The sequence below is a fragment of the Duganella sp. CF517 genome (assembly GCF_900110275.1).
In the GTDB taxonomy this organism is placed as follows: Bacteria; Pseudomonadota; Gammaproteobacteria; order Burkholderiales; family Burkholderiaceae_D; genus Rugamonas.
Genome location: NZ_FODC01000006.1, coordinates 343,994 through 359,368 on the forward strand (window position 1 = coordinate 343,994; position 15,375 = coordinate 359,368).

The window sequence follows — 15,375 nt, forward strand, 5'->3', positions numbered from 1 at the left end:
CCTAGCTCTCTTGCTCCAGGACCCCTAGTGCCATCCCGCTTACGTGCCATCCTTCGCGCCATCCTCTCCCTGCTTGTGCTGTTGACGGCCGCCGCGCCGGCCGTCGCGCAAGACAAAGTCACGCTGCGGCTCAAGCATCTGCACCAATTCCAGTTCGCCGGCTACTACGCCGCGCTCGAGCAGGGCTATTACCGCGACGCCGGGCTCGACGTGCGCATCCTCGAGGCGGCGGACGGCAACGAGGCCGAGCGCGACGTCCTGTCGGGCAAGGCCGAATACGGCGTGGCCGGCAGCAGCCTGTTGCTGGCCCGGCTGGCCGGCAAGCCGGTGGTGGTGCTGGGCGTGGTTTTCCAGCATTCGCCGTACGGGCTGGCGATGCGCCAGGGTGGCGGCGAGCCCGACATCCGGCGCCTGATCGGCAAGCGGGCGATGATCGGCTCGCTCAGCGACGAAGCCGGCAACGCCGACGAATTGCTGGCCTACCTGGCCAAGGAAGGGGTGCCGGTCGGCAGCATCCAGCGGGTCGCGCCCAGCTTCGATCCGCACGACCTGATCGAGGGCCGGGTCGACGCCATGGCGGTCTACACCACCAACGAGCCCGACATGTTCGACCGCGTCGGCTTTCCGTACGATATCTACAGTCCGCGCGCGGTCGGCATCGACTTCTACGGCGACAACCTGTTCACCAGCGAGCGCGAGATCGCCAGCCATCCGGAGCGGGTGCGCGCGTTCCGCGCCGCCAGCATGCGCGGCTGGCAATGGGCGATGACCCACCAGGAAGAGACCGTCGACCTGATCCTGAACAAGTACTCGCGCCGCAACGACCGCCAGCACCTGCTGTACGAGGCGCGCCAGATGGTCGGGCTGGTGCAGCCGATGCTCGTCGAGATCGGCTATATGAACCCGGAGCGCTGGCGCCACATCGCCGACGTCTACGCCGGCCTGGGCATGCTGCCCAAGGCGGTCAGCTTCGACGGCTTCCTGTACGACGGCGACAACAAGCACGGCAGCCTGGTGTGGTTGTACCGGGTGCTCGGCGCGGTCGCGCTGGCCCTGGTGCTGGCGGCGGCCGTCCACTTCAGCCTGTTGGCGCGCGAACGCAAGCGCGCGCTCGACGCCATCCGCAAGGGCGAACAGCGCTTCCGCACCATGTTCGAAGCCTCGCCGCTGGGCATCGCGCTGATCGACTCGCTCAGCTACGAGTACCGCGACCTGAACCTGCGCTACCTCGACATCGTCGGCCGCTCGCAGCAGGAGCTGCGCGCCGGCAAGTGGCTCGACATCGCCCACCCGGACGACGCCGCCCAGATCAAGGAGCAAATGGCGCAGCTGACGGCGCGGCAATCGACCGGCTTCAAGGCCACCTGCCGCATGGTGCGGCCCAACGGCGAGATGGCCTGGGTCGACATGTCGATCACCGTGCTCGACACGGAGGCCGCCAGCCAGCCGCACCACCTGTGCATGATCGAGGACGTCACCGCCAAGAAGCACAGCGAGACCTTGATCTGGCAGCAGGCCAACTTCGACACCTTGACGCAGCTGCCCAACCGCCGCATGTTCCACGACCGGCTGGCACACGACATCGTGGTGTGCCAGCGCGAGCGCTCCAGCCTGGCCGTGCTGTTCATCGACCTCGACCACTTCAAGGAAGTCAACGACACGCTCGGCCACCACCAGGGCGACATCCTGCTGGTGGACGCGGCGCGCCGCATCAGCGCCTGCGTGCGCAAGTCCGACACCGTGGCGCGGCTCGGCGGCGACGAGTTCACCGTGATCCTGTCGACCCTGGGCCAGACCGACCGGGTCGAGCGCATCGCCCAGCAAATCATCGACAGCCTGCGCGCGCCGTTCGCGCTGGGGCAGGAGCAGGCGTTCGTGTCGGCCAGCATCGGCATCACCCTGTACCCCGACGACGCGCTCGACATCGGCGACCTGCTCAAGCACGCCGACCAGGCGATGTACGCGGCCAAGGACGCCGGGCGCAACCGCTACAGCTTCTTCACGCCGGCGCTGCAGGTGGCCGCGCTCAACCGCATGCGCCTGACCAACGACCTGCGCGGCGCGCTCGCCGGCGAGCAGTTCGCGCTGTACTTCCAGCCGATCGTCGACCTCGAGAGCGGGCGCATCCACAAGGCCGAGGCGCTGATCCGCTGGAACCATCCGCTGCGCGGCGTCGTCAGCCCGCTCGAGTTCATCCCGTTGGCCGAGGCCAGCGGGCTCATTTCCGGCATCGGCGAATGGGTGTTCCGCGAATCGGCGCAATGGGTGCGGCGCTGGCGGCGCGAGCACCATCCGGATTTCCAGGTCAGCATCAACCAGTCGCCGCTGGAGTTCCAGCGCGAGGATGGCTGCTACGTGGCCTGGCTCGACCAGCTGCGGGCGCTGGAGCTGCCCGGGCAGTCGGTGGTGGTGGAAATCACCGAGGGCCTGCTGCTCGACGCCAACACCGCCGTCAGTAACAAGCTGCTGCAATTGCGCGACGCCGGCATCCAGGTCGCGCTCGACGACTTCGGCACCGGCTATTCGTCGCTGTCGTACCTGAAGAAATTCGACATCGACTATTTGAAGATCGACCGCTCGTTCACGCGCAACCTGGCGCCGGACTCGAGCGACATGGCCTTGTCGGGCGCGATCATCGTCATGGCGCACAAGCTGGGCCTGAAGGTGATCGCCGAGGGCGTCGAGACGCCCGAGCAGCGCGACCTGCTGGCCGCCGCCGGCTGCGACTACGGCCAAGGCTACCTGTTCGCCAAACCGATGCCGGCCGAGCAATTCGACGCCTTCCTCAAGTCTGTGTGATGTCATAGTCCTTGTCCCGGGGATCGGTAAAGTTCATCGAAGCTCATTTCGATAGCATTCCACCTGAAGATGAAAACCGGGACTACAATTAGACTCGTAACCGTGGGCCGCTGGATGTCGGCGGTTGAATACGCTGCGATGCTGAATTCTGGAATGGTGCAGGAAAGCTATAGTGGTACAACGCACGTACTGCTTCCAGCGGACTTATATTCTTTTGCTCGCCAGGCACGGACCGGGGACGTTTACGTCGAGTTCGATGTGCCAGAGGATAGTCTGAGAGTGACTGGTTCTGGCTGGGCCAAGATCATAGGCCCGCAGTCGCTGGAAGGTCGGGTTGCCGCTCGCAATGGCCGGCCGCTTCCCAAAATGCCGCGTGCCATTAATCTCCGGCACTTGGCGAGCAAAACGCTGTGATGGAGGTACTCAAATGTTGAACACTTTTCACTATTGGGCACAGGAAGTTATCCCCGGGTTACCTGCCGGGGTTGAGGCTTATTTCACACCGGGCAGCGCCTCGGCAAATGCCGCCGCCAGAATCGATTTCGACTCGCCGATACGCATGGGACGTATCACTTGCTGGGATAGCGGTGATTTCTACGCCGAGATTGTAGATGCCGAGTCGGGACAGAATCTTCTAGACCACCACGGAAAAATTGACTCAATTGCCGGCCTCAGCTCCCTCTTGCGATCGTTTCTTGACAGGCTGAAGCCATCGCACGGCCGGACGGTGGAGTCGTAGAGCGCGCCATCGTCCTTTACGAGCGGTTCCGGCGCTTGAGCGGCGGATGCGATTCGCGCGGCCTTTTTTCTCTCCGCTACCCGTTCCCAGCCTCATGCATCCCGCGCCCGTGCTCGGCGTGCCGAAAAGTAAGGCGCGCACGGCGCCTTGCGGGAACGGCGATAATAGCTATCCCATATGCACGCGTCATAGTTAAAACAAATTGAAACTATTGGAACAATCAATTTTGCATATGGGTTAAAAAGCCGTACACTGGCGTCTCAATGATTCACAACCCAACGAGGAAACCACAATGTCCCTGATCAATTCCCAAGTAAAACCATTCAAGGCAACCGCATACGCGAACGGCAAATTCATCGATCTGACCGAAGAATCCCTGAAGGGCAAGTGGTCGGTGCTGATGTTCTACCCAGCCGACTTCACCTTCGTTTGCCCGACCGAACTGGAAGACCTGGCCGATCACCAGCCTGAATTCGCCAAGCTGGGCGTGGAAGTCTACGGCGTGTCGACCGACAGCCACTTCGCGCACAAAGCATGGCACGACACCTCGGACGCGATCAAGAAGGTGAACTACCCGCTGATCGGCGACCCGACCGGCACGCTGTCGCGCAACTTCGAAGTCATGATCGAAGAAGAAGGCATGGCGCTGCGCGGCACCTTCGTCATCAACCCGGAAGGCCAGATCAAAGTGATGGAAGTGCACGACAACGGCATCGGCCGCGACGCTTCCGAGCTGCTGCGCAAAGTCAAAGCCGCCCTGTACGTGGCAGCCCACCCAGGCGAAGTGTGCCCAGCCAAGTGGACCGAAGGCGCAGCGACCCTGACCCCATCGCTGGACCTGGTCGGCAAGATCTAAGTTGTAAAGCTGAGCTTGAAAAACGCAGCACACAAGTAGTTACCGCGATGCCGGACCGGGCGTCCGGCCCGGCATACGCCTAAATATTTGTAAAAAGGAAGAAAAAATCATGTTGGATGCAAATCTCAAAGCCCAGTTGAAAACCTACCTGGAAAAAGTGGTGCAACCGATTGAGATCGTCGCATCGCTCGACGACAGCGCCAAGGCCCGCGAAATGGAAGAATTGCTCCAGGAAATCGTCCTGTTGAGCGACAAGATCTCCCTGGTCAAGCGCACCGACGACGCCGAGCGCAAGCCGTCGTTCAGCATCAACCGCCCCGGCACCGATATCGGCGTGCGTTTCGCCGGCATTCCGATGGGCCACGAATTCACCTCGCTGGTGCTGGCGCTGCTGCAGGTCGGCGGCCACACCATCAAGTTCGACGACGCCGTCATCGAGCAAATCCGTAACCTCGACGGCGATTACGCCTTCGAAACCTTCATCTCGCTGACCTGCCACAATTGCCCGGAAGTGGTGCAGGCGCTCAACGCGATGTCGGTGATTAACCCACGCATCAAGGTCACCACCATCGACGGCGGCGTGTTCCCGAAAGAAGTCGAAGCGCGCCAGATCATGGCGGTACCGATGATGTTCCTGAACGGCGAGCATTTCGGCCAGGGCCGCACCAACGTCGAAGAGATTTTGGCGAAGCTCGATACCAACGCCGGCGCCCGCCAGGCCGCCGAGCTGAGCAAGAAGGACGTGTTCGACGTGCTGATCGTCGGCGGCGGTCCCGCCGGCGCGGCAGCGGCCGTCTACGCCGCCCGCAAAGGCATCAAGACCGGCGTGCTGGCCGAGCGTTTCGGCGGCCAGGTGCTCGACACGCTGGCGATCGAGAACTTCATCTCGGTCAAGGAAACCGACGGTCCGAAATTCGCCGTGGCGCTGGAGCAGCACGTCAAGGAATACGACGTCGACATCATGAACACGCAGCGCGCCGCCAAGCTGGTGCCGGGCAAGCTGATCGAGATCACCACCGCCACCGGCGCGACCTTGAAGGCCAAGTCGGTGATCCTGGCGACGGGCGCCCGCTGGCGCGAGATCAACGTGCCGGGCGAGAAGGAATACCGCAACCACGGTGTCGCCTACTGCCCGCACTGCGACGGCCCGCTGTTCAAGGGCAAGCGCGTGGCGGTCATCGGCGGCGGCAATTCCGGCGTCGAGGCGGCGATCGACCTGGCCGGCCTGGTCAAGCACGTGACCTTGATCGAGTTCGGCGCCGAGCTGCGCGCCGACGCGGTCCTGCAACGCAAGCTGCGCAGCCTGGCCAACGTCACCGTGATCACTTCGGCGGCAACGACCGAGATCCACGGCGACGGCAAGATCGTCAACGGCCTGAGCTACAACGACCGCGTGTCGGGCGAAGCGAAGAAGGTCGAGCTGGAAGGCGTGTTCGTGCAGATCGGCCTGGTGCCGAACACCGAGTGGCTCAAGGGCACCTTGGCGTTGTCGCGCCACGGCGAGATCGAAGTCGACGCCCGTGGCCAGACGTCGATTCCGGGCGTGTTCGCCGCCGGCGACGTCACCACGGTGCCGTACAAGCAGATCATCATCGCCACCGGCGAAGGCGCGAAGGCGGCGTTGTCGGCCTTCGATCACCTGATCCGCTCGGACGACGAGGAAGTGGTCGCGGAATCGGCAGAGAAGCACGCGATGACCGCGTAAGAAATAGCGGCCAAAGAAAAACCGGGAGCGCGCTCCCGGTTTTTTTTCGCCCCTTCGAAGTTACTCGGCGACTAGCATGCCGCGCTGGCGCTTGTGCGCCACCGTCACGCGCGAGGCGCGCTTGCGCCACCAGATGATCACGCCCGTCACGCTGAGCATGGCGACGACCACGCCCATGAACGAGATCAGGATGCGCCCCGGCAGGCCGAGGATGCGGCCCGAATGCAGCGGGAACTGCGCCTGCAGGAAGATGTCGGCCGCCGTGCCTTTCCACGGCTGGCGGTCGCCCAGCAGGCGGCCGTCGGCGGCGTCGTAGTACAGCGCCGCCGTGCCGACGCCGCCGGTGCCGTGGTCGTTGCCGGGCGTGAAGAAGCTGACGCCGTAGATGCCGAACTCCTGCGAATAGAACACGCCGCCGGCCGGCTCGGCCCACTTGCGGTTGATCGCTTCGTGGCTGGCGCGCTCGATCACCTCGGCGTAGCCCAGGCGCGGCTCGATCGGGTGGTGCTTGTCGGCCATCGGGCGCGTGTCGAACGGCGTCGGCGTGACCTGCGAGAACGTCTTCATCACCGGCGCGAACACCTCGTTGTACAGGTTGAGCGAGAACGCGGTGAAGGCCAGGATGAACAGCAGCGCCCAGGTCCACAGGCTGAACGCGCGGTGCAGGTCGAAGTTGAGCTTGTTGCTGCCGCCGTTCCAGCGCACCTTCCACGCCGGCTGCCAGCGCTGCCACCACGACTTGCCGGCCGGTAGCGGCTTGTCGCCGGCGATGTCGTCGCTGACGGCGGCGCGCGCGGCGATGTTGCCGGCGGCGTCAGCTTTCTTGCGGCGCACCGGCAACGTCAGGTAGAAGCCGACGAAGCAGTCCAGGGTCCAGATGATGGCGATGCCGCCCAGCAGCCAGATGCCCCAGCGGTCGATGCCCCACATTTCGGGAATGTGCAGCGTGTAATGCAGGCGGTACAGGAAGGAGACGAAGGTTTCCTTGGTGATCGGCCAGACCGCGCCCCATTCGCGCTTGCCTAGCTCGGCGCCGCTGACGGGATCGACGAAGACCTGGTTGAAGCCCGGCTCGGCCAGTTTCTTGGTGGCCGGATCGACCCGCGGGCTGACGCCCAGCGCGATCGAGTCGCCCTGTTGCGCGTGCAGCGGAATGTACGACACGCGCACGTCCGGGTAGCGCGCCTCGACCTGCCGCGCCAGCGCCAGCGACGCTTGCGCCGGTCCGGCCGTGTGGGCTTCCATCAGGTGCGGATTGAGCACGTCGTCGAGCTCGTGGTCCCACGAAATGATGGCGCCGGTGACGCCGCTGATAAACAAAAAGCCGGCCATCAGCAGGCCGGCGTAGCGATGGATCAAAGTCCAGAAGGCGCGCAAGGTAACCTCCAACAATTAGAAAGCAAAAAGGGACCGCGCCGGCGCGGGCGCGGTCCCTGCCGATCAGAAGCGGTACTTCAGCGACACCGACGCCGTGCGCGGCGCGGCGTAGGTGATGGCGCCGTACGCGGCGAACATGCCGAAGTGTTTCTTGTCGAGCGCGTTGTTGATGTTGACTTGCGCCGACAGCTGCTTGGTGATGTCATAGCGCGCCATCAGGTTGACCAGGCTGAACGAATCCTGCTCGATCAAGCCGTTGGTGCTGGCCGGCGCGCCAGGATCGACCGTGTAGGTGCGGCCTTCCCAGTTGACGCCGCCGCCGACCGTCAGGCCGCTCAGCTGGCCGGGCAGCTTGTAGGTGGTGTACACGCGCAACAGCTTGCGCGGATAGATGCTGTTGAAGTCGACGCCGTTGGCGTCCTCCGCCTTGAACTGCGTGTAGCCGACGGTGGCGTTCCAGCCGCGCGCCAGTTCGCCCGACGCCTCCAGCTCGAAGCCCTTGCTGGTGGCGCCCTCGGAGCCCACGTAGAACGCCTCCGGCGCGCTCTGGCCCGGACGCAGGACCATGCCCCCCGCCTGCGCCAGATTGTCCTGCTTGATGCGGAACACGGCCAGCGAGGTGTTCAGGCGGCCGCCGAAATGCTCGCCCTTGACGCCGGCTTCGTAGCTCTTGCCGACGATCGGATCGAGCGTGCCGCCGGCGAGGTTCTTCTCGCTTTGCGGCTGGAAGATGTCGGTGTAGCTGGCGTAGGCCGAGTAGGTCTCGTTGAGGTCATAGACCAGGCCGGCGTACGGCGTCACTTCCTTGTCGTACTTCATCGTGTACGGCGCCGCGTAGCTGAGCGTGACGTCCTTCTGGTAGTTGGTCAGGCGCGCGCCCAGGATCAGCTTGAGCGGATCGGCCAGCGAGAAGCGGGCCACGCCGTACAAGCCTTCCTGCTTGGTGACGCCGCCTTCGTAGAAGGTCTGCGGGCCCCAGGTCGGGCTCGGGTAGGCGGCCGCGTCCCTGTTGTTGAAGTCGCCCACGTCCGACGGCTGCGAGCCGAAATCGGCGGCGCGGCTGTTGGCGTTGAACTTCTGCTTCGAGTGCATGTAGCCGAACGCGGCCTCGTGCTTGCGCCCGCCCAGCTCGAACGGACCGCTGGCGTGCAGACCGGCGTCGTCCTGCTTGGTGTGGGTGACGTAGGAGCCGGAGAAGGCGAACATGCCCTGGCCGGTCACGCGGTCGGGCACGCCCGACAGGTACAGCAGGTGCGAGTCGCTCTTGCGGTCGCCGTGGCTGTAGGTGGCGCGCACCTTCCAGCCATTGGCGAAGTTGTGTTCGAGGTTGACGAAGCCGTTGTTGTACGAGGTCGGCCAGTTGGCCCAGTCGGCGGCCGACGTTTTCGACACCGGCCAGTTGGTGCGCGTGCCGTCGGTGTACCAGAACGGCAAGCCGCCCCACATCGGGCCCTTCGGATCGGTCTCCTGGCGGCTGAAGCCGGCCGACAACAAGGTCTGCGGCGTCAGGTCGGCCTCGACGGTGGCGTAGACGGTCTTTTTCGTGTCGCTGGCGTAATCGATCCAGCTGTCCGCCTCCTGGTACTCGCCGACCACGCGCGCGCGCACGTTGCCGGCCTGCGTCAGCGGGGTCGACACGTCGACCAGCACGCGGCGCTCGTCGAAGCGGCCGACGCCGATCTCGGCCGAGCCGGTCAGCTCCTTGCTGGTGGCGCGCTTGCGCACCAGGTTGATGGCGGCCGACGGATTGCCGGCGCCGGTCATCAGGCCGGTGGCGCCGCGCACCACTTCCACGCGGTCGTAGATGGCCAGGCTGCCGGCCACTTCGCCCGAGCTCCACGGCTGCTCCCAGGTGGTCGGGATGCCGTCGATTTGCAGATTGGTGATATCGAAGCCGCGCGCGGTGAAGCCGGCGCGGTTGGTTTCGTACTGGTTGACCGAGACGCCGGTGACGTTGTTGACGACATCGGTGATCGACAGCAGGCCCTGGTCCTCGATGCGCTGCTGCGTGACCACGGAGACCGACTGCGGCGTATCGCGCAGCGACAGGCCCAGCGGCAAAGCGGTGCGGGTGCGGCCGGTGGTGTACGAGCCGGTGCCTTCGGTGGTATCGCCCATCTTATCGGCGGTGACCTCCACCTGCGGCAGCACGGCGCTGTTCTGGTCGGCGATCTGCGCCTGGGCGATGAAGGGCATCGCCAGCCCCACGCAGATGGCGAGTTTATTCAGTTTAAGACGCTGGTGGGCGCGGGCGTGCGTATTCATCGATTCCTGTTGTTAATTTTGGCGAACGGGGAGGGGGATGGATTGTAAGTACTAGTAATCCAATCGGAAACAGGAATGATAACGATTCTCATTCATAAGTCAAGAGAAATCGACCACCGCCCGGCGTCCCAAGCCCGGGGTCAAGTCTGTCTTTCGGACACGTCCTGAACAGTAAGTGTCCGTACGGCTGTGATCGTGTCCGAATGACAGACTTGACCGCGCGGGTTTTTGTAAGTGTCCGTACGGCTGTGATCGTGTCCGAATGACAGACTTGACCCTGCGGGATTTTATGTGACGAGGTCGACGCTGGCTTGCTTGTCGCGCAGGTGGATGGCGTTGCGGTGGCGCGCGCGCAGGCGCGCATCGGTGATCAGCCGCCCCAGCGTTTCGCCGACGACCATGACCACGCCGAGCAGCGGCAGCACCAGCATCAGGCCGGCCACGCCGGCCACGTAGCCGCCGATGAAGATCATCAGCACCGTGATCAGCGGGTGGATGTGCAGGCTGCGCCCCAGGGTCAGCGGCATGAAGACGAAGTCGTCCAGCAGGCGCACCAGGATGAATACGCCGATGGCCAGGTAGGCCACCGACGGATCGCCGGGCGCGTCGGTCGAGGCGACCATCACCACCAGCATGCAGCCGAGGATGGAACCGACATACGGCACCCACGCCAGCACCGCCGCGATCAGCCCCAGCACCAGCGGCGAGGATACGCCGATCGCCCACAGGCCCAGCGCCAGCACCGCCGTGTCGAGCACCGTCAGCTTGACCAGGCCCTGGAAGTAGCGGTGCGCGGTCTGGTCGACTTCGTGCAGCAGGCACAAGGTCTTTTCAAAGAAGGCGTTCGGCACCGCGCGCGCCAGGAACTTCTTGAAGCGCAGGCCGTCGCGCAGGAAGAAGAAGGTCAAAAACGGCGCCAGCAGCAACGACGGCAGCCACGCCGCCACCGACACCAGGATCTCCGTCAGGTGCTTTTGCACGAAGGTGCCGGTGAACGAGTTGACCCGGCTGTTGACGGTGCGCGCCAGCTTGACTTGCTTGAGGATGGGGAACTCGCGCTCGAGCGACAGCATCGTTTGGCGCACGAATTCGAGGCCGCCGCTGATGTACCTGCCCAGCATGTCCTGCCACGGTTCGGACGGGCCGGAATCCCATTGCATGGCGATCACGACGACGATCAACAACACCAGCAGGAACGCCGAACCGACCGTCAGGATGGCCGCGTTCACGCGCACGCCGGCGCGGATCAGGCGCTGCATCGGCGGTTGCATGATGTAGTACAGGACGATGCCGAACAGGAAGGGGATCGCCAGGAACAGCATCTGCTGCAACAGGAACAGCAGCGCGCAGGTGGCGGCGATGATGCCGCTCCAGACAACCGGACCGGCCCGCTGTTGGGTGGGGATGAACGTCATAGCGCCTCGACGTGCGGGGCCGCGCCCATCCATTCGCGCAGGCGGGTGCCGATGTGGCGCGCCAGGGCCAGCGCGATCTTGTAGCCGATGACGGCGTCCGTTTCCATCAGTCCCATGAAGTCGGCGCGGAAGAACACCGCCAGCTCGCAGTTCTCCAGCGCGCGCGTCTGGGCGTTGCGCGGCGAATTGTCCAGCAGCGCCATGTCGCCGAAGAACGAGCCGGCCGACAGCTCGGCCACCACTTCGCGTCCGGCGCCGACCTCGCGGCTGACCAGCACCCGGCCCGACATCACCACATACAGCGCCTGGCCTTCCTCGCCCTCGTCGAAGATGATTTCGTCGGCGAGATAGCGGCGCTCATGCATCAGGCCGTCGACGGTCTTTAGTTCGAGCGGCGTCAACGAGGCGAACAGCGCCGAATCCTTCAACCGCAACAAGCGCGGCGACAAAGTGGTGGACCTGAAAAAGCCGAACATCGGGAAAGAACTCCAAGGTGTGGAAGTAAGCGCACTTGTGCGGTCTCGCTGCCGACTGGCCGCGTATGGCAGACATTGTCGCCTGTTTTGCCCCGCTAGATCCTTCCGTTCCGGAAATTTTTGCAAATTTAACACAGCCTATGCCTTACGGGCATGACCACGGCAACGGCCCGGATCGACCGGTTGGCCGCCGCGTGGCGACTACAGTTGCACCGTCTGCGCCAGCGGCAGCGCCGGGTCGAGATGGCTGGTCAGCAGGATGCATTGGCGCGCCAGCCGTGCCGGCGCCGACAGTTGCGCGCGCAGGTAGGCGACGGCGTCGGCATCGAGGCCGTTGAACGGCTCGTCGATCAGCAGCAGGCGCACCGGCAGCGCCAGCGCCAACGCCAGCTGCATCTTCTTGTGTTGGCCCAGCGACAGCGTGGTCACCGGCTGGTCCAGTGCCGGCAGCAGGTGGAAGGCGGCCAGCTCGGCGTTGAGCAGCGCGGCGTCGGTGGCGGGGTAGAGCGACAGGTGCAGATCGAGTAGCTCGCGCACGGTCAGCCACGGTAGTTGCGGCGTGTCGCCGCCGCAGTAGTGGCATCGCATCCGATACGCCAGCGGTTGCGCGTGGATCTCGATGTCGTCGAGGCGGATGGTGCCGCCGTGCGGCGTCAACGCGCCGCCGGCCAGCTTCAGCAAGGTGGTCTTGCCGGCGCCGTTCTCGCCGCGCAGCCAGGTGATGCCCGCGCCCAGCCGCAACGAGAACTGGCGGAACAGCGGATGGCTGGCGAACTCAAAACTCAGCCGATCGATCTGCAGCACGGGGTTCAATTCCATAGTTCACTTCCAATCGCGGTCAGGATAAGGATGGCGCCGAACACCAGCGCGGTGCGGCCGCGCGCGCTCAGCCCGCGCAGCGCGACGACGGCGATTTGCGTGGTGGCGGCAAAGCACAGCCAGACGATGGCGACGGTGGTGCTGTGGCCGGCCGCGGCGCGGCCCAACGTCAGCGCGGCGAACCACGCCATCACGCATAGGCCGGGCAGCAGCGACAGCACCATCGCGGCGCGGAACAGGCGCTCCGCGTCGATGGGCCAGGCGGCGGCCGCGGGACGCAGCCGCGCGATCTGCTCGGCCACGGCTTTGTCGCCGCGATCGGTCAGCAGCATCAACGCCAGCGCCGTGCAGGCGCCCCATAGCGCCGGCGGCACCAGCGGCGGACGCCAGATCCAGAGCGTGACGCCGAGCACGGCGCCCAGCAACAGCAAGGTTTGCTGGATGCCGACGACATCGTCCGCGCGCCAGAACGGCAGCCAGAAAAGCCGGTGCCATCGATACAGCGCTTTCGGCAGGCGTGCCGCGCCTGGCGCATAGCTGGTCGGCGCCGGCCGGGCGCGGCCGGGCTTGCGCGCCGCCGGCATGCGCACGCGTTGCGCGAGGATCAGCGTCGACAGCGTCCACGCCAGCAGCAGCGACAGCACCGTCAGCGCCAATGCCACCGGCGCGACCGGGTGCAGCCAGTCAGGCCACTGATAGAACCAGATCGCGGTGGACACCGCCGAGGCGACGGCCACCGGTGCGGCGATGATGCCGGCCACCATCGCATCGGCGCCCCATCGCAGGCGCGGGCTGATCGGCAGCGTGCGGCTCCACAGCGTGGCCTCGGCCGGATGCAGGTGTTTGCGCATCAGCCAGGCCGGCGCGGTGGCCACCAGCACTTGCGCGAGCACCAGCGCCAGCGCTTCCGGCCAGGGCAGCGTGGCGGCGAACAATCCCGGCAAGGCGATGCAGGCGAGCAGTCCGATGGCCACCGGCGCGAAGCCGAGCAGAATGATTTCCAGTGAACTGGACAGGCCGGGGATGATGCGCAGCAGTGCTTGCCGCGTCATGCGGGCGCGGAAGCGCAGATAGGGATGGAGGGTGGTCGTCATCGCGCACAAGCATACGCAATATTTCTGAAGCTGAAATGAATAAGGGCCCGATCAAGATCGGGCCCTTAAGGAATGTTGGCGGAGTGGACGGGACTCGAACCCGCGACCCCCGGCGTGACAGGCCGGTATTCTAACCAACTGAACTACCACTCCTAATTCGTTTTATCGTTTTCTCTGGTGGGTGCTGAGAGGGTCGAACTCCCGACCTACGCCTTGTAAGGGCGCCGCTCTACCAACTGAGCTAAGCACCCAGAAAACTTATCAGCGTTGTTTCATTTAACTGCTACAACTGCTGAACGAGGCCGTATTCTACAAGCTGGTTTATCGGTTCCGCAAGGGGTTTTGTAAATAATTTAGAAAAATTGCCCGCGGGCCTGTTTGGCGGTGTCAAGATAGGGCCGCGACGAACCGATAAGAAAGCGACCCATGCGGCGCAACCACACCAGTAGCGATCCCCTCGACGGCCTGTACCGCCGCGTCAGCTGGCGGCTGATGCCTTTCCTGTTCCTGTGCTACGTGGCGGCCTACCTGGACCGCGTCAACGTCGGCTTCGCCAAGTTGCAGATGCTGTCGGACCTGCGCTTCAGCGACACCGTGTACGGCATCGGCGCCGGCATCTTCTTCGTCGGCTACTTTTTGTTCGAGGTGCCGTCCAACTTGCTGATGACGCGCACCGGCGCGCGCATCTGGATCGCCCGCATCATGATCAGCTGGGGCGTGATCTCGTCGGCGATGATGTTCGTCGACAGCGTCGCCAGTTTCTACGTGCTGCGCTTTCTGCTGGGCGCGGCCGAGGCGGGCTTCTTCCCCGGCATCATCCTCTACCTGACCTACTGGTATCCGGCGCACCGGCGCGCGCGCATGGTCGCGTTGTTCATGAGCGGCGTGGCCGTGGCCGGCGTGGTCGGCGGGCCTTTGTCGGGCTGGATCATGAAGACCTTCGCCGGTCTTCACGGCCTGAGCGGATGGCAGTGGCTGTTCCTGCTCGAAGGCGTGCCGTCGACGTTGCTCGGTATCTGGACCCTGTTCTATCTGGACGACGGCATCCGCTCGGCCCGGTGGCTGAGCGAAGGCGACAAGCAAAAGCTGGAGCAAGCGATCGCCGAGGAAGGCAAACAGCAACAGCACATGCCGCTCGCGCGGATGTTCAGCAACGGCAAGGTATGGCTGCTGGCGCTGGTGTACTTCCTGTTCGTCATGGGATTGTACGGCGTTAGCTTCTGGCTGCCGCAACTGGTCAAGAACAGCGGCATCGACGATGTCTTCACGATCGGTTTGCTGACGGCGATCCCGTATTTCGTCGCGGCGGTGGTCATGGTGCTGGCCGCGCGCCACTCGGACCGCAGCGGCGAGCGGCGCTGGCACGCGGCGATCGCCGCGCTGGCCGGCGCGCTGGGCCTGGTCGTGGCCACCGTTTATAGCGACAACACCGTCATCGCGATGGCGGCGTTGAGCGTGGCGACGGCCGGCATCCTGAGCACCTTCCCGATCTTCTGGAGCCTGCCGACGGCGATGCTGGGCGGCGCCGCGGCGGCGGCCGGCATCGCGCTGATCAACTCGGTCGGCAACCTGGCCGGCTTCGTCAGCCCGTACCTGGTCGGCGCGATCAAGGACGCCACGCACAGCACGGCCAACGGCATTTATTTGCTGGCGGCCAGTCTGGTGGCGGGCGCGGTGCTGGTGGTGGTGGCGGTGCGCCGTCCGCCCGCACTTGCGGGCTGATCGATTTCAGGGGATACTGTATGTATTCACAGTAATTTTGCGCGGTCGTCAATGACGGGCCGCCGGTGGCGCATGCATGGCGGATTGCGCTGCGCTAATCCGCCTTAC

The 15,375-nt window shown here is 64.7% G+C and carries 11 protein-coding genes and 2 tRNA genes; 5 read left to right on the forward strand and 8 right to left on the reverse strand.

From position 1 onward, the window contains the following. Nucleotides 1-27 precede the first annotated feature (27 nt). From BMX85_RS23680 to ahpF, 4 genes are all read left to right on the forward strand, one after another. The gene (locus BMX85_RS23680) at nt 28-2,799 is read left to right on the forward strand and encodes an EAL domain-containing protein (RefSeq protein ID WP_090324594.1); all 2,772 of its coding nucleotides are present in this window, start codon (nt 28-30) and stop codon (nt 2,797-2,799) included. A 427-nt stretch (nt 2,800-3,226) separates the two neighbouring features. Beyond that, on the forward strand, nt 3,227-3,538 hold the full coding sequence (locus tag BMX85_RS23685) for an immunity protein TriTu family protein (RefSeq protein ID WP_090324596.1): 312 nt from the start codon (nt 3,227-3,229) through the stop codon (nt 3,536-3,538). Between the two features lie 292 nt (nt 3,539-3,830). Continuing rightward, on the forward strand, nt 3,831-4,394 hold the full coding sequence (gene ahpC, locus BMX85_RS23690; RefSeq protein WP_090324597.1) for an alkyl hydroperoxide reductase subunit C: 564 nt from the start codon (nt 3,831-3,833) through the stop codon (nt 4,392-4,394). A gap of 109 nt (nt 4,395-4,503) precedes the next feature. Further along, complete coding sequence (gene ahpF / locus BMX85_RS23695) at nt 4,504-6,099, forward strand: alkyl hydroperoxide reductase subunit F (protein WP_090324598.1); 1,596 nt, start codon at nt 4,504-4,506, stop codon at nt 6,097-6,099. 60 nt (nt 6,100-6,159) lie between these two features. On the opposite strand, the gene BMX85_RS23700 is transcribed toward ahpF, so the two are convergent. The 8 genes from BMX85_RS23700 to BMX85_RS23735 form a co-directional block, all read right to left on the reverse strand. After that, entirely contained in the window at nt 6,160-7,476 is a 1,317-nt protein-coding gene (locus tag BMX85_RS23700) for a PepSY-associated TM helix domain-containing protein (RefSeq protein WP_090324599.1), read from the reverse strand. Between the two features lie 63 nt (nt 7,477-7,539). Then, entirely contained in the window at nt 7,540-9,741 is a 2,202-nt protein-coding gene (gene fhuE / locus BMX85_RS23705) for a ferric-rhodotorulic acid/ferric-coprogen receptor FhuE (protein ID WP_143068054.1), read from the reverse strand. A gap of 287 nt (nt 9,742-10,028) precedes the next feature. After that, the gene (locus BMX85_RS23710; RefSeq protein WP_090324600.1) at nt 10,029-11,156 is read right to left on the reverse strand and encodes an AI-2E family transporter; all 1,128 of its coding nucleotides are present in this window, start codon (nt 11,154-11,156) and stop codon (nt 10,029-10,031) included. Then, a complete protein-coding gene (locus BMX85_RS23715) occupies nt 11,153-11,632 on the reverse strand; it encodes a cyclic nucleotide-binding domain-containing protein (RefSeq protein WP_090324601.1) in 480 nt (159 codons plus the stop codon). The genes BMX85_RS23710 and BMX85_RS23715 overlap by 4 nt, the downstream gene beginning before the upstream one ends. 201 nt (nt 11,633-11,833) lie before the next feature. Next, nucleotides 11,834-12,451 (reverse strand): ABC transporter ATP-binding protein, encoded by a 618-nt coding sequence (locus BMX85_RS23720; protein WP_090324602.1) that lies wholly within the window; start codon nt 12,449-12,451, stop codon nt 11,834-11,836. Beyond that, the gene (locus tag BMX85_RS23725) at nt 12,442-13,545 is read right to left on the reverse strand and encodes a hypothetical protein (RefSeq protein WP_090324603.1); all 1,104 of its coding nucleotides are present in this window, start codon (nt 13,543-13,545) and stop codon (nt 12,442-12,444) included. The genes BMX85_RS23720 and BMX85_RS23725 overlap by 10 nt, the downstream gene beginning before the upstream one ends. 76 nt (nt 13,546-13,621) lie before the next feature. Further along, nucleotides 13,622-13,698, reverse strand: a tRNA-Asp gene (locus BMX85_RS23730). A gap of 22 nt (nt 13,699-13,720) precedes the next feature. Further along, nucleotides 13,721-13,796: transfer RNA gene (locus tag BMX85_RS23735), tRNA-Val, on the reverse strand. A 175-nt stretch (nt 13,797-13,971) separates the two neighbouring features. On the opposite strand from BMX85_RS23735, the gene BMX85_RS23740 reads away from it, so the two are divergent. Then, nucleotides 13,972-15,267: an MFS transporter gene (locus BMX85_RS23740; protein ID WP_090324604.1), complete on the forward strand. Its 1,296-nt coding sequence runs from the start codon at nt 13,972-13,974 to the stop codon at nt 15,265-15,267. Nucleotides 15,268-15,375: the final 108 nt, after the last annotated feature.

Bases quoted from the DNA above. Each gene is read 5' to 3' on its own strand.
- BMX85_RS23720 (WP_090324602.1), bottom strand. From the start codon at position 12,451: ATGGAATTGAACCCCGTGCTGCAGATCGATCGGCTGAGTTTTGAGTTC.
- BMX85_RS23725 (WP_090324603.1), bottom strand. From the start codon at position 13,545: ATGACGACCACCCTCCATCCCTATCTGCGCTTCCGCGCCCGCATGACG.
- BMX85_RS23740 (WP_090324604.1), top strand. From the start codon at position 13,972: ATGCGGCGCAACCACACCAGTAGCGATCCCCTCGACGGCCTGTACCGC.
- BMX85_RS23685 (WP_090324596.1), top strand. From the start codon at position 3,227: ATGTTGAACACTTTTCACTATTGGGCACAGGAAGTTATCCCCGGGTTA.
- BMX85_RS23715 (WP_090324601.1), bottom strand. From the start codon at position 11,632: ATGTTCGGCTTTTTCAGGTCCACCACTTTGTCGCCGCGCTTGTTGCGG.
- ahpF (WP_090324598.1), top strand. From the start codon at position 4,504: ATGTTGGATGCAAATCTCAAAGCCCAGTTGAAAACCTACCTGGAAAAA.
- fhuE (WP_143068054.1), bottom strand. From the start codon at position 9,741: ATGAATACGCACGCCCGCGCCCACCAGCGTCTTAAACTGAATAAACTC.
- BMX85_RS23710 (WP_090324600.1), bottom strand. From the start codon at position 11,156: ATGACGTTCATCCCCACCCAACAGCGGGCCGGTCCGGTTGTCTGGAGC.
- ahpC (WP_090324597.1), top strand. From the start codon at position 3,831: ATGTCCCTGATCAATTCCCAAGTAAAACCATTCAAGGCAACCGCATAC.